This is a genomic window from Gorillibacterium timonense, from assembly GCF_001457415.1.
Taxonomy (GTDB): domain Bacteria; phylum Bacillota; class Bacilli; order Paenibacillales; family NBRC-103111; genus Gorillibacterium; species Gorillibacterium timonense.
The window spans coordinates 2279341-2293993 of sequence record NZ_LN881724.1 but is presented as its reverse complement, the minus strand read 5'-3'; the positions used below and the strand labels follow the sequence as shown (position 1 = coordinate 2293993).

Sequence of the window (14653 nt, the reverse complement as noted above, 5' to 3'; positions counted from 1 at the left end):
GGTTCTTTAGGTCGATTTATATGACACGGATCAGGGTTGGAATAATTATCATCTAAGGAGTTTTTTATTATGAACGAAGAGCAGAAAATTAGAGAACTAAGTTATCTTCGCAATCAAAAAGAGAATCCTACGTCAGGTAATTATAGAAGATATATGGTGAATACTTACAATTATATTTTACAAAATTCCAATGCAGGAAATATGGGTTGGAGCAAAGCAAATACTCGGGAAATGCTAAATTTTGTATATGAAGGAACTCCGGATCATATGGGCTATGAAATGGTGGAGAAATTCAAAAAAACTCTTAGAGATTTAGGATATATTAAGACAGTAAAAGAAGAGAATGAGTGGCGTACTTACATACTCAAAGAATTGGATTTTTAACTGTTTTAAGGAGAATTATGAAAAATACAACTATTATATTTGAAAATGCAAATAAAAAATTCTTAAATAATGAAGTGGATTTGATTCTTAGTGGTGTCTCAGAACGAACATTATGCGGTTCTTTAATGAAATATCTTCAGGAAGAGATTAAAGAAACTAATTATTCGAAATATCATGTGGATGTGGAATATAACAGAAACAATGGGAAAGTAAAGACCATTATTGATCAAAACATCGAAGTAATACCTATTAATTGTGATATCATAGTGCATAGCCGTGGCGAGATTCCTGAACAAGATAATATAATTGCAATAGAAATGAAAAAATCCACAAATAGAAATTCTGAAAAGATAAAGGATAAGAATCGTTTGATAGCTCTAACTAAAGAAACGTTCGATGATGTTTGGTCATTTGACGGAACAAATCTTCCTGAGCATGTGTGTAGATATAAATTAGGTATTTATTATGAAGTCAACATTAAAAGAAGTGAAGTTTATGTTGAGTACTATAAGAAAGGGCGATTGAGTTCTACAAAAATATTTAAGTTAAAGCTTGGGAGCAATCATGACAGGTAACCCATACCATATGGAGGTACTTTGTTTGCTTTACCTGCGCTTTCTCCCACCTTTTTGGGTAAACTAACCCTAAGTAATACTTCACCAAAATCCCACCGAAGAGGTGATGCCCCATGGCAACTCAAAAGATACCCAATAGATTAGCTAAGGAAAAGTCACCATATTTGCTGCAACACGCACATAATCCGGTGAATTGGTTCCCTTGGTCAGAAGAGGCTTTTGAAGTCGCCAAACACCACAACAAACCTGTCTTCATATTTATTAGGTATAGCTAATTATTGACCCACACGTACATTTCATTGATGGGATGTTCGCGTGGGTCCATTTTATGTTGCTTTCGCCGTTGGATTTGGCGGAGGCTTTTTATTTTGATGGAAAAGGACATTGCTCGTCATATTTTTCCATTTCATTGTATAATAAGTGCAGAGTCTATAGGACAATTTGAGTCTCGGTAGAAGGAGTGTTTAAGGCAGATTACCTATTACAAAGAAAGAAGGGCTTAAATGGAAGAGATTACAATCGACTCCTTATTATCATTCGGCGGTTATATTTGGCGTGTACTTGACATTCAAAACAAGACGGCATTGATTATAACCGAAAATATTATTGAACAACGCCCTTACCATGATGCTTATAAAGATATAACATGGGCTGACTGCGCGTTAAGAAAATATTTGAACGGTGAATTCTATGACAAATTCTGCGCAACGGATAAGTCAAGAATCATTCCGGTGTTAAATAAAAATCCTGATAACCAGTGGTATGGTTCAAAGGGCGGAACAGATACTCAGGACAATATCTTTCTATTAAGCCTTGAGGAAGTGTGCACCTATTTCGGTGATAGCCTTTCAAAACTGTACAACCCAGGAAAAAATCAAAGATATTGGTTTGAAAGAAAAGATGAAAACAACAGGAATCGACTAGCAAAGCTTCTGGGTAAAGAATGGGGTTGGTGGTGGTGGCTTCGGTCGCCCGGCCGCGTTAATGTAAAAGCCGTATACATCTTCGGGACGGACGGTAATATAGGGATCCAAGGCAACAATATATTGAAAGGCAACCTCAGCGATGGCAAATGTACAGGTGGTGTCCGTCCCGCTTTGTGGTTGAAGCTGTAATTTGCACAATCAGTACATCCCGAAGCCTCAAATTCAAAAAGGATAATATTGTCGAATTTTAGCCATTCTCTTGGTTGATTTTAGGTAGTTTATCATAGAATCACCCGAGATTTTGTAATAAGCTAGGGTCATACATACTATTAAGGGATCAAGAGGTGGCAATAGCGACGTGAAGAAACGATCGGCATTCCTGATGGCTGTACTATTGACCGTGATGGCCGTACTGCCAAGAAGTACCGCTTCAGCGGCTGCGCCTTATTTTTCAAACAATGCGGCACTGAACAGCATTTTTCAACAATTGGAGAAGCAATTTCTGCAATATCCCAAAGATGAGGTCGTTCCCTTGGAATACTATGAACTCATCGGCGACGAAGATGATAAGAAGGACAAGGTCACTCGAACGGTGAAGAAAATATCCGATCAGCAGAAGAAAGAAGCTGCAGAGCGGAAACTGAATGAGCTCCGGGCCAACATCGAGATCAAGGAAGAGGAATTAGGCGGACTTTCTGCACAGGAATACAAGATCATTGCGGACCATCTGGCCCAGCAAATGCTTCTAGGCAAACTCAGCAGCTACGGCTGGGATATAGCGGGCAAGAAGGTCAGCTTCTATCTGGACATCAGAGAAGAAGGGCTCTATGATTTCAAAGGCTTGGTGGGCAACCTTGCCCGCATGGGCAAGGAAAAGGACCAGGTCAGCAAGTCTGATTTGCTGGTCAAAAGTAAGATCGACCGGTATTTGAATCAATCGATCCAGAAGGGGAACAAGGTTGGAGCAGATATCCTGAAGCGGCTGCCCGGTGAAGTGGAGAAGCTGTTCGTAGAGCAGGGCTATTCGAAGATTGTCGCTTCTCGGGTGTTGGCGATCATCCATGATAATATCTTTAATCCGGAAGAAACCAAGTATGACGGAACGGAATCGGTAGAAGATCTGATCGACAGCATGGGCACATGGGCAGAATGGGCGGTTCAGGACAGGGAGAAGGAAATGGAGCTGGAAAATTTCGAGTACCCTGCCGATGTGCCTTCCTTCGATTTCAAAGATTACATAACCAAGCGAATCCTTAATGAAGAGTTATCTGAGTCATTTACATCCGGGTTTTCGAAAGCCATCACCTTGGATGAATTGGCGAAGCTGTATTTTAATAATCGGGAATTCAACGAGAAATTTGTCATTGATGATCCTGCCGTTTCTGCAGATAGCCCCGATTATATTAAACAAGCCTACATCTACGGTATGCTGGATAATACGAAAAACCTGACCAAGCCGATGACTCGGCTGGAAGCGGCCAGGCATCTGGTTGACGGTACGATCTATGACACCGGCTTTAACAATTGGTTGAGAATTACCGATGCGAACAAAATCCCGGTTGCCGATCAGAAGGTAGTGTCCATCACGATAACCGGCGGCATGGGCACCCGTAACGATAACTTTGATCCACAGGGCAGCTATACCAAACAAGAAGCGATCAGGGACAACGAATACTTTCCGTTTGATGGCTTGCGAGGCTATAATATTCCCATTGGTGAAAGATTAGTCTCGCAGGTCATCCTTGGAAAGAACACCATCCACCTGCTGTTTGATACGAAGGAAGATGTTACCTCCTATGTCGAGGATTATTTGGATGATACAGTCCTGAACAAAATCAACCCGAACGGGAAGTACACCAAGGTGGATACAGGCGGCGCGGTGATCGAGCTGTATACACCGGAGAACGGTGTGAAATTTACGATGAAATCGGGCGTGACCTTCTTTGATCTGAAAGAAGGCTCCTACGGTCCGGGAATGGAATACACCATCGAGCCGAAAGTCGTCAAAGCGAGCGATAAGCTGGATATGACAATCCAGCCCGATGCTATCAACAAGAAGCTGAATCCGAAGCTGGACGCCATTCTAGCCAAGATCTTCAAGCCGAACATGACGGACCAGCAAAAGGTGAAGGCGATTCACGATTATGTGGTAACCCATGTTTCCTATGACATCAAGCTGCGCGATGAACAGACGGTGGAAAGCATTCTGGTCTCCATCGACAAGGGAAAAGGCGTCTGCGGCGACTATGCTCTCCTGTTCATGTACCTGTGCCGACGAGCCTCCATTCCATGCGTCTATGAGGCTAGCGTTGAGATGGAGCATGCGTGGAATTCGGTATTTGTCAATGGGCAGTGGTTGTTCGTGGATACGACTTGGGACGATGATGACAGCAGCAAAATCAAGTATACGTATTTCCTGAAGGATCGGTATAGCTTCATGAGCGATCATGATCCGATCATGGGCGTCCCTGAGCCCGAGCTGTTCAAGAATCTCGATCCGTTGAAATTGAAATCGCAGGATGAAATAAGAGCTTATCTGATGCAAAATTTTGTTTGGACGGATGGATACAAGCTGACCTTCCGCGTGACCGACAAGTCCATCAAGCCGATCATCCCCTATATGAAGGATCGCGATGTCACGGTCAAGTTAACGTATGATGCCAAAACCAACCTGTATACGGTCACCGCAAAAGACAAATAAGGTTTATTGAAATCAGTATAAAGGCCCGCTCCCTGGAGTGGGCTTTTCCTGTAAAATGACAATAAGGAGATGAAATCAAGGATGGGCAAAATATTGGATAATCATATCGCGCTAGTTGCTGGAGCGACTCGAGGTGCGGGTCGAGCGATTGCAGTTGAACTCGCCCGTGCCGGGGCTTTTGTTTATGCCACAGGGCGAAGCAGCCGCAAAGAGGGTCCTTCCGATATTAATCGTCCGGAAACCATTGAAGAGACTGAAGAGTTAATCCGAAGTGTCGGGGGAGAGGGACTTGCTATCCGAACGGATCATCTAAACCCCGAAGAAGTTCGTTCCCTTATCCAACAGATTGACGATCGGCACCATCGTCTCGATATCGTAGTTAATGATATTTTTGGCGGCGATCGGTATGCTCAGTGGGATAAACGGCTGTGGGAGCATGACTTGAACGGTGGGCTCAAAATGATGCGCATGGGTATCGATACCCATCTAATCACTCTGCATTATGCATTGCCATTAATGCTTCGGGGAGAAAAAGGGATCGTCATTGAAATGACCGATGGAACAGCGGAGGCAAATACGGAGTTCCGGCAAAACGTAGGATTCTATTATGACTTAGCAAAATCAAACGTCGCGCGTATTGTGAAAGGGCTTACGTACGAATTAGCTAATGCTCCCGTGACGGCTCTTGGAGTTACTCCAGGATGGCTTAGATCCGAAGCCATGCTTCAAAATTTCGGTGTAACCGAGCAAACATGGCGGGAAGTTTGTCAAACCACACCTGGGTTTGCGATATCCGAGTCGCCAACCTATGTTGCTCGAGGCATTGCCAAACTGGCAGCCGACCCGGAGAATTCACGATATGCAGGAAGCATACTAACAGCCCGCCAGCTTGCCGAGTTCTATCATGTCACGGATATCGATGGATCGCGACCCGATTGCTGGGGACTTATCGCCAAGCATGGCTGGAACTGCGAAGATGGTAACGTAATCCAAAAATTCCGCTGATGACGGACTTCCATCTCCTTGCGCTTTCCCGCGCCATTTTGGGTAAACTAAAGCTAAGGATGGTTTTGCCCAAATCCCATGTTTTACCCAAATCCCACCGTAAAGAGGTGATGCCCCATGACAACTCAACAAGTACCCAATCGATTAGCCAAGGAAAAGTCGCCGTACTTGCTACAACATGCCCATAATCCCGTGAACTGGTTTCCTTGGTCGGAAGAAGCATTCGCGGCGGCGATTAGAGAGGACAAGCCGGTGTTCCTCTCCATTGGCTATTCCACTTGTCATTGGTGCCATGTCATGGAGCGGGAGAGCTTCGAGGACGAGGAAGTCGCGGAGCTGCTTAACCGCGAATATATCGCGATCAAGGTGGACCGCGAAGAGCGTCCCGATGTGGATCAAGTCTACATGGCAGTCTGCCAAGCGATGACGGGCCAGGGAGGCTGGCCGCTAACCGTTCTTATGACGCCGGACAAGAAACCGTTTTATGCCGGGACGTATTTTCCAAAACGGAGGAAATACGGGCGGTACGGCTTGATGGAGATTCTCGAAGGGCTGGCGGAGAAATGGCGAGAAGACCCGGACAGCATTCGAGGGACAGCGGAGAAAGCCGTTCAGCAGCTGAGCGGCTTTGAAGCAAGGACGGCTCCAGAGGGGGATGGCGTCACGGCTGAATGGATGCGGACGGTGTTGGATCGGGCCTTCACGATGTATGACCGCTCCTATGATCCCATTCACGGTGGATTCGGCGGAGCGCCGAAATTTCCGGCTTCACACAATCTTTCGCTCCTGCTGAGGTATTCTCATGAAGTCGGCAGCGCTGCTGCGCTTGAGATGGTCGAGAAAACGCTGGATGCGATGAGAAGGGGCGGCATCTACGATCACGTGGGCTTCGGATTCGCGCGGTATTCCACCGATGAGAGGTGGCTGGTGCCGCATTTTGAGAAGATGCTGTATGACAATGCCTTGTTGGCCATGACCTATATCGAGGCTTACCAACTTACGGGTAATGAAAGCTATGCGGAGACGGCCAAAGAAATCTTCACTTATGTGCTGCGGGACATGACCGATACGGAAGGGTCCTTCTATTCGGCGGAGGATGCCGATTCGGAGGGAGTCGAAGGCAAGTTCTACATATGGACGCCGGAGGAAGTTCAGGAAGTGCTGGGCGAGGAGGACGGTTCGCTCTATTGTGATCTCTTCGCAATCACGCAGGAGGGGAACTTCGAAGGCAGTAGCATTCCGAACTTGATCGGTATGAACTTGGCAGAGTTCGCAGAACGGCATGGTTTGACTGAAACAGAACTGCACACTCGCGTAGAGGCTTCTCGGCAGAAGCTATTTCTGCACCGAGATAAGCGGATTCATCCCCACAAGGACGACAAAATCTTGACCGCCTGGAACGGCCTGATGATCATGGCGCTTGCCAAAGGCGCCAAGGCGCTTCATGAACCCGGCTATACGGAAGCGGCGGAGCGGGCGGCTCGATTTATCCGAAAGCATCTGATTCGGGAGGATGGAAGGCTGCTGGCCCGCTACCGGGACGGGGAAGCCGCTTACCCGGCATATCTGGATGACTATGCCTTTCTAGCCTGGGGGCTGGTGGAGCTGTTCGAAGCCACCGGGAAGGCAGAGCATCTGGAGCAGGCGGCCAAGCTTGTGGAGGAGATGCTCCGGTTGTTCTGGGACGCGCAGAACGGCGGGTTCTACTTCACGGGCAGCGATGGTGAAAGCCTGTTCCTGCGGCCGAAGGAGATCTATGACGGAGCGATGCCGGCCGGCAACTCCGCAGCCCTGCTGGTCCTGAGCAAGCTTTCGCGCTATCTGGATAATAGCGAGTGGAGCGAAACCGCCGAGCGGCTCGTGACCGTCTTTGCGAAGGAGGTGGAGACGTATCCGCCGGGCCATTCCCTGTTCCTGGCGTCCGCTCAAGTGGCGATGGCACCTGGCAAGGAAATTATCATTGCTGGCGCTGTGGATGATCCGACGGTCCGCGCCATGCTTGCAGAGAGCAGAAGACGATATGCGCCGGGTGATCTGATCCTGTTCCTTCCAAACGGCGAGGAAGGGGACGCTCTCCGCAAGCTGTGTCCGCTCGTACAGGACAAGGGCATGCTGAACGGTAAGGCGACAGCTTACGTCTGTGAGCGGTTCGCGTGCCTTGCTCCCGCAACCGATTATGAGACGTTCCTGGAGCGGCTTGGGTGACCGGCGCCCTCCTATATTCATCGGCAGAGAGCAGAAAACACGCTTGCTGGAAGGCACGCGCGATTTCTGCTCTTTTCGATACGATGAAATTAGCCAAACCGCCACCGGGTTACGATCCTTCCTTTCATGGGCGAGCACTTGAATGATTAAATTGACATTCAGTCGGCCAATTTTCTATACTCGGATTAAACGTTTACTTTAACCAGCAAAATAACTTTCACTTAGAGCGTAGATGCAATCCGGCTCTAGCAAAGAGGTCATAATGAAAAACCCGCCAACGATTAAAGATGTAGCCAAAAGAGCCAACGTATCCGTAGCCACCGTCTCGAGAGTTCTGCACAACTTATCGGGTTATTCGAGTGCAACCAAGGATAAGATTCTGGATGCGATTGAGGAGCTCGGTTATCAGCCGAATGCGATTGCTCGGGGGCTTGTCAATAAACGAACTCAAACCATAGGAGTCTTATTCCCAGCGGTATCCGGTTACTTTTCATCCACTCTCTTGCATGGGATTGAGGAATATGCCCATAGCAAGGGATTCAGCGTAATTGTCTGCAATACGCAAGATGACGGCAAGCGAACGATGAAGTATTTGCAAGTCCTTCGAGAGAAGCAGGTGGATGGGATCATTTTTGCCAGCGCAGAGGTTAAGGATGAATACGATCAAGCGATCTCTGAGATGCGCGTACCGGTTGTGCTCGTGAACACCTTTTCCCAGAAACAGATAATCCCGTACGTGAAAATAGACGATCGTCTGGCGGCTTACCAAGCAACCTCTTACTTGATTCAGAACGGGCATCGCGAGATTGCGATGATCAGCGGAACGGTAGGGGACAGGATTGCAGGTTCTCCTAGACTTGAGGGGTATCGTCAAGCATTAGAGGACCACGGGATTGCTTGCGTAGAATCAAGAATTGCTTACGGCACTTTTAATATGGAAAGCGGATCACAAGCGATGGAGCGTCTGCTTGAGGGGGGGGTATCGTTTACGGCTGTGTTTGCTGCAAGCGACGAAATGGCGATTGGAGCCATGGGAGCCGCAATGAAGAAGGGGATCACCATTCCCGAGGAGCTCTCTGTAATCGGCTTCGATGACCTTGAGCTTTCCAGAGCGGTTTATCCTTCTTTAACGACAATCCATCAGCCTCTTGCTCAAATGGGACGAATGGCGTGCGAGAAGCTGATTGCGCTTATTGATGACGGGGAAGATGTCGCGAGCAGTATGGTGGCTCACAAATTGATCGAAAGAGAGAGCGTATCTCCCTTGCATCGACCATCGTGAATTCGTGAATTCGAAGTGACGAATGAAACGAGCACGAATTCATTGACAACAAAATAAAATCATTGTACACTCCAGGTAAACGTTTACGTATATCGAAAAAGATATTTTTTTGAGCTCTTACGTAAACGTTTACTGTAAAAGCTGTGAAAGAGTATACATGCGAAATCCCCCGGATTGTTCATGACTTATGCTTCACCATGCATCAGGACGTAAACGTTTACTGAAATCATTAAGCTTAGGAGTGAGGAAATTGAAATCAAAATGGTGGCATTCCGCAGTCATTTATCAGATTTATCCGCGAAGCTTTCAGGATAGCAACGGTGATGGAATTGGGGATTTGAAAGGCATCATCCGCCGCTTAGACTATTTGGAGACTCTTGGGATTACGGCAATTTGGCTCAGTCCCGTGTATCAATCTCCGAATGATGATAATGGCTACGACATCAGCGATTATCAGGCGATCATGACGGAATTCGGAACGATGGAAGATATGGAAGAGCTCATTCATGAGGCCAATCTCCGCAATATTAAAATCATCATGGACCTTGTCGTGAATCATACATCGGATGAACACCGGTGGTTTATCGAAGCTCGGAAAAGCAAGGACAACCCGTATCGAGACTATTACATCTGGCGCGATCCGGTTGAAGGTGACGTACCGAATTCTCTTCGTTCGACGTTCAGCGGCTCGGCGTGGGAGTTTGACGAGCAGACGGGTCAATATTTTCTACACCTCTTCAGCAAGAGACAGCCTGACCTGAACTGGGAGAATGAAAAGGTCCGGCAAGAGGTTTGGAAGATGATGAACTTTTGGTTGGACAAGGGGATCGGTGGATTCCGCATGGATGTCATTGATCTTGTCGGTAAAATTCCCGATGAAGAAATAACGGGGAACGGCCCGAAGCTGCATGAGTATTTGCAGGAGATGAATCGCGAAACCTTCGGCAATCATGATGTGCTGACCGTAGGGGAAACGTGGGGGGCAACCCCGGACATCGCCAAACTTTATTCCGATCCGAAGCGAAATGAATTGTCGATGGTCTTTCAATTCGAACATGTGGGGCTGGATCAACAAGACGGAAAAGATAAATGGGATCTCAAGCCATTGGATATCCAAGAATTGAAGCGAGTTCTGAGCAAATGGCAGACTGCGTTAGGCAATGAAGGCTGGAACAGCTTGTTCTGGAACAACCATGACCTGCCCCGAATTGTTTCGCGTTGGGGCAATGACAAGAGCTATCAGGTGGAAAGCGCGAAAATGTTCGCGATCCTGCTGCATCTGATGAAGGGGACTCCCTACATCTATCAAGGTGAAGAGATCGGGATGACCAATTATCCGGTTCAAGATGTAAGCGAATTGAATGATATCGAAAGTATAAATATGTACAACGAGCGCTTGGCCAACGGATACTCCAAAGAAGAGATTCTGGTTTCCATTAACGCCAAGGGAAGGGACAATGCCCGAACACCGATCCAGTGGGATGATTCCGAGAATGGCGGCTTCACAACTGGAACCCCTTGGCTCCATGTCAATCCCAACTATAAGAGCATCAATGTGCAAGCCAATCTGGCCAATCCGAATTCGATCTTCCATTGCTATCGGAAGCTGATTCAGCTGCGAAAGGATCACCCGATCGTGATCTGGGGCGACTTCGAGCTCGTTACGGATGTACCGGATCATGTCTTTATGTACTTGCGCCAGTACGAGAATCAGACATGGGCGGTTGTAGCAAACTTCGGAGAGGAAGAAACCGTGCTGCATTTGCCGGATAGAGGCCAGAATCATGAAGTCATTATCAGCAACTACGAACGGGAAACGGTTGATTTCCATTCATTGACCTTGAGGCCTTATGAGGCATTCGCAGTAAAGCTGGGATAATCATGAACCGTAAAAAGAAACCTGAAAATCAATCGATTTTCAGGTTTCTTTTTATGTTTTTTCGTTCAATCTTGGAAATCGGCGTTCACCGATACCTCTTTCCATTTTTCAATGGTTTTCAGTAACTCCGTATATTTGTTCACTGCGATATGATAAGCATCCGATCCAAGCAGCAAACGAAGCGGCGGCTCTTCAGACTGCACAATGCTAACGATTGCCTCTGCAGCTTTTTTAGGATCACCGGGTTCTTTTCCGTGGTTTTCTTCATTTACAAATGGAGAGATGAGATCCGCATACTCCTTGATAGCTGATTTGGTTTTCGCTGCCGAGCGTCCGGACCAATCCGTACGGAAGCCGCTCGGTTCAATCAACGTTACGCGGATATTGAAAGGAGCAATCTCTTGGGCAAGGCCCTCAGAAATACCTTCAACCGCATATTTGGTACCATTGTAATAGCCCACCCCAGGGAATGAAGCTAATCCACCAATGGACGAGATGTTGATAACGTGTCCCGACCGTTGGTTTCTCATATGCGGCAAAACAGCATTGGTCATATGCATGAGACCCCATACGTTGATTTCAAACATTTTCCGTGTTTCTTCTTCAACAGCTTCCTCAACGGAACTAAAATACCCGATCCCAGCGTTATTGACCAGCACGTCAATCCGACCAAATTTCTCTATTGTCGCATTCACTGTTTTTTCAATTTGATCGGGCTTTGTAACATCTAGCTCCATGGCCAGCACATTGTCCGGATTCCCACGGACAAGATCAGCAATGGATGGGAGATTCCTCGCGGTAACAACAACAGGATAGCCTGCTTGAATCGTTGCTTTTGCGAGTTCTCTGCCGAATCCAGTGGAACATCCCGTGATCAACCAAACCCTGTTATTCCTCATTTGTTTCTCTCCTTAAGAATAAAGTTTTTTGATGCAAACAAACTCTAATCCTTAGAGACTGCTCGAAGTCAAGCATTTAAATGCTTATCGACATGACCTACGATTCTAACTCTTTGATGAACTTAGCAGGCACTCCTCCCACAACGCAATGATCGGGAACATCTTTCGTAACGACAGCTCCAGCCGCAATAATGACATTATTGCCAATGGTCACTCCCGGAAGAATGACACAGTTCGCGCCGATCCAAACATCGTTGCCAATCGTCACAGGTTTGATGATGGATAACTTTTCTCTTCTCCCTTTAGCTGTCATAGGATGATTGACTGTGGAAATTATGCTATTAGGCCCGATCATGCAAAAGTCACCGATCCTAACTTGGTCAACATCAAGAATGGTAACGTTATAATTGGTTAGAAAATCTTCTCCTACATGAATGTTTTTGCCTACATCACAGTTGAAGGGTGGCTGCATGTACACCTTGTTTCGGTAGGATCCGAATAACTCCTGAATCACTTTATTTTGCTCTTCCAAATCGGACGTATCAATCTCATTGAATTTTTTACAAAGGCGCCTTGCATTCTCTTTCATCGCAGCAATCTCTGGGTCGAGAAAGCAAAAAGCTTCGCCAGCAAGGTATTTTTCCATTTCTGTTTTCATAAAAGATCCTCCTTAAAAATCTGCTATCCATTAACGATAAGCCTTAGAGAAAACTCTAAGGCAAACATCTTTTCTTGAGATGATCAAGGTTTTGGATACTCTTTTTTGACTTAGAGTATACTCTAACCTATACAATCAATATTATTTCGTAAAGAAGGTGGCTTATACATTGGGATACACAATTAGTCAGGTTGCGGATAAGACAGGAATAACGGCACACACCTTGCGTTTTTATGACAAGGAAGGCTTATTGCCCTTCGTTGATCGGAATAAGGCAGGGAATCGAGATTTTAAAGAGAGCGACTTTGAATGGCTTGCCGTCATAACCTGCTTGAAAAAGAGCGGCATGCCCGTGAAAAAAATCAGAGAGTTTGTGGATTGGAGCATGGAAGGAGACGGTACGTTACAGCAGCGTCTTGAAGTCTTTGAAATCCATAAAAAAGCTGTTATGGAGAAAATAGCGGAACTCGAAAAGTATATGGAGAAAATTGAGTATAAGATTTGGTATTTCAAAACGGCTATTGATTATGGAACAGAGGCGGTGCACTCACAAAATAAATGTGTATTGGCCGATGATGAATGATCCTGTAAAAATGCAAAAGGACAGCCATTTCCACATGGCTGTCTTTTTTTCAAAATGCTTATTATTTCAGAGGTTAGTCGGATCAAAGCCTTGTGGGAAAAGTTCTTCAAAGCGGTCTTGCTTCTCATATAAGCTATACCAAAGCTCAGCAATGAGATCGGGGTCACCAGCTGTTCCGGCTTGGATAGCGGTCCCGATTGAAAGAAGTCCGACATATATACCCTTATCTTTCAACTCATTGTGCAAGTTTGTTGCATAATTTCGAATACCCGACATTACGATTCCGCCATTCCCAACAAAAGGTAATGGGTACATAGCAGATAATCCTGTTGTAAATAGAATAGCTCCTGAATCGGTGTTCATCATATCGGGCAGCACCTCATTGACGGAAAGAACAGCGGGGAGTAGATAGCTGTTTATTTGCTCTAATACACTTGCGGGTGTTGTTTCCAGCACATTTGTGAACGTATGCCAGCCCGCATAGGGGCTAAACTCCAAGACATCGATGGAACCAAATTCGGTTTTCACAGCTTGAAGAGCTTGTTTTAAAGCAGCCAAATCCGTAACGTCAGCTACAAAAGATCGCGCTGTAATCGCTAGTTCTTTAAGTTCCTTCATGAGAATCGATAATTTCACAGGATTACGCGAAATAACGGCGATTTGAAATCCCTTTTCACCGAATTTTTTGGCTAGAGACAAGCCCAAACCAGGTCCAGCCCCAACGATTACAATCGTTTTCGTATTCACAATAGATCGGCTCCTTATCTGTGATATAGTAAAGTAACACGTGTTGCTTTAATAAGAACTATACATCGGACAATTCGCCGTAACAACCAACAACCGTATTGCGAATGTTGCTATAGCAACAAAATTAAACAATTGTTGAGCAGGAGGAAGCATGGCTAATAAAATGATGAATATCCGGATGACTCAAACGAAGGGATCGCTCATCAATTCCTTTTTTGACCTGGTATCCAAAAAGGATTTTGATAAAATCACCATTTCAGATATAGCTGCAGGAGCAAACGTAAACCGGGCGACATTCTATGCCCATTTTCAAGATAAATTTGAAATGCTGGATTACATCATGGGAGATTCCGCATTAGCGGCCATCGCAAAACAAACGAATGGAGAAGCTAAATTTGATTTGGAGAGCATGGAGCAGCTTGTTCTAGCGGTCTGTGATTTCTATCAACAACCCGACATGCAATGTCGCAGCAGTTATGTAGGATTAATCGTGCCCCAATTGAAAGACAAGATGGTACATGAATTGAAGGCCTATTTGATGAAAGGCTTGGATTGCAGAGCTTTCACAAATAACATGAAGCATTTATATGGCTCTATCTTTGCGCAAGCCATCCACGAAGGGGCTATTCAATGGGTCACCGGGAATACCATGGAGAGTAAAGAGGAAATTGCAAAAAGAGTTGCATTGCTACTAGTAGGCGGATTCCAATCTTCGATCAGCGATTGATTGAAACACAGAAGTGTGGTATAAATGCATTGAGTGTATCAATCCATTTAATCCAACATAGACTAATAAGGAGCAGCTAACC

The 14653-nt window shown here is 45.9% G+C and carries 13 protein-coding genes and 1 pseudogene; 11 read left to right on the top strand and 3 right to left on the bottom strand.

All coding sequences use genetic code 11. The features are described from left to right. Positions 1-69: 69 nt before the first annotated feature. From BN2684_RS23135 to BN2684_RS23100, 9 genes and pseudogenes are all read left to right on the top strand, one after another. A complete protein-coding gene (locus BN2684_RS23135) occupies positions 70-384 on the top strand; it encodes a hypothetical protein (RefSeq protein WP_058304426.1) in 315 nt (104 codons plus the stop codon). Between the two features lie 17 nt (positions 385-401). Then, positions 402-959 carry a hypothetical protein gene (locus BN2684_RS23130; RefSeq protein ID WP_058304425.1) on the top strand — a complete coding sequence of 186 codons (558 nt, stop codon included), beginning with the start codon at positions 402-404 and terminating at the stop codon, positions 957-959. Positions 960-1072: 113 nt separating this feature from the next. After that, a pseudogene (locus tag BN2684_RS24100) lies at positions 1073-1231 on the top strand (DUF255 domain-containing protein); the annotation flags it as partial. A 231-nt stretch (positions 1232-1462) separates the two neighbouring features. Next, entirely contained in the window at positions 1463-2074 is a 612-nt protein-coding gene (locus tag BN2684_RS23125; RefSeq protein ID WP_058304424.1) for a DUF6273 domain-containing protein, read from the top strand. Between the two features lie 169 nt (positions 2075-2243). Next, the gene (locus BN2684_RS23120; protein ID WP_058304423.1) at positions 2244-4586 is read left to right on the top strand and encodes a transglutaminase domain-containing protein; all 2343 of its coding nucleotides are present in this window, start codon (positions 2244-2246) and stop codon (positions 4584-4586) included. Positions 4587-4667: 81 nt separating this feature from the next. Next, complete coding sequence (locus BN2684_RS23115; protein ID WP_058304422.1) at positions 4668-5591, top strand: SDR family oxidoreductase; 924 nt, start codon at positions 4668-4670, stop codon at positions 5589-5591. A gap of 117 nt (positions 5592-5708) precedes the next feature. Beyond that, on the top strand, positions 5709-7796 hold the full coding sequence (locus tag BN2684_RS23110) for a thioredoxin domain-containing protein (RefSeq protein WP_058304421.1): 2088 nt from the start codon (positions 5709-5711) through the stop codon (positions 7794-7796). 262 nt (positions 7797-8058) lie between these two features. Continuing rightward, a complete protein-coding gene (locus BN2684_RS23105; RefSeq protein WP_058304420.1) occupies positions 8059-9078 on the top strand; it encodes a LacI family DNA-binding transcriptional regulator in 1020 nt (339 codons plus the stop codon). Between the two features lie 250 nt (positions 9079-9328). After that, positions 9329-10957, top strand: a complete 1629-nt coding sequence (locus tag BN2684_RS23100) for a glycoside hydrolase family 13 protein (protein ID WP_058304419.1) — start codon at positions 9329-9331, stop codon at positions 10955-10957. A 65-nt stretch (positions 10958-11022) separates the two neighbouring features. On the opposite strand, the gene BN2684_RS23095 is transcribed toward BN2684_RS23100, so the two are convergent. Then, the gene (locus tag BN2684_RS23095) at positions 11023-11856 is read right to left on the bottom strand and encodes an oxidoreductase (RefSeq protein WP_058304418.1); all 834 of its coding nucleotides are present in this window, start codon (positions 11854-11856) and stop codon (positions 11023-11025) included. A 97-nt stretch (positions 11857-11953) separates the two neighbouring features. Further along, on the bottom strand, positions 11954-12514 hold the full coding sequence (locus BN2684_RS23090; protein WP_058304417.1) for a sugar O-acetyltransferase: 561 nt from the start codon (positions 12512-12514) through the stop codon (positions 11954-11956). A 169-nt stretch (positions 12515-12683) separates the two neighbouring features. Between BN2684_RS23090 and BN2684_RS23085 the strand changes: the two genes are divergently transcribed. After that, the gene (locus tag BN2684_RS23085; RefSeq protein ID WP_058304416.1) at positions 12684-13097 is read left to right on the top strand and encodes a MerR family transcriptional regulator; all 414 of its coding nucleotides are present in this window, start codon (positions 12684-12686) and stop codon (positions 13095-13097) included. Between the two features lie 66 nt (positions 13098-13163). Here the strand turns inward: BN2684_RS23085 and BN2684_RS23080 are convergent, their stop codons facing one another. After that, positions 13164-13844: an SDR family NAD(P)-dependent oxidoreductase gene (locus BN2684_RS23080; RefSeq protein ID WP_058304415.1), complete on the bottom strand. Its 681-nt coding sequence runs from the start codon at positions 13842-13844 to the stop codon at positions 13164-13166. A gap of 151 nt (positions 13845-13995) precedes the next feature. Here BN2684_RS23080 and BN2684_RS23075 point away from each other — a divergent pair, with 151 nt between their 5' ends. Next, the gene (locus BN2684_RS23075) at positions 13996-14571 is read left to right on the top strand and encodes a TetR family transcriptional regulator (RefSeq protein WP_058304414.1); all 576 of its coding nucleotides are present in this window, start codon (positions 13996-13998) and stop codon (positions 14569-14571) included. Positions 14572-14653: the final 82 nt, after the last annotated feature.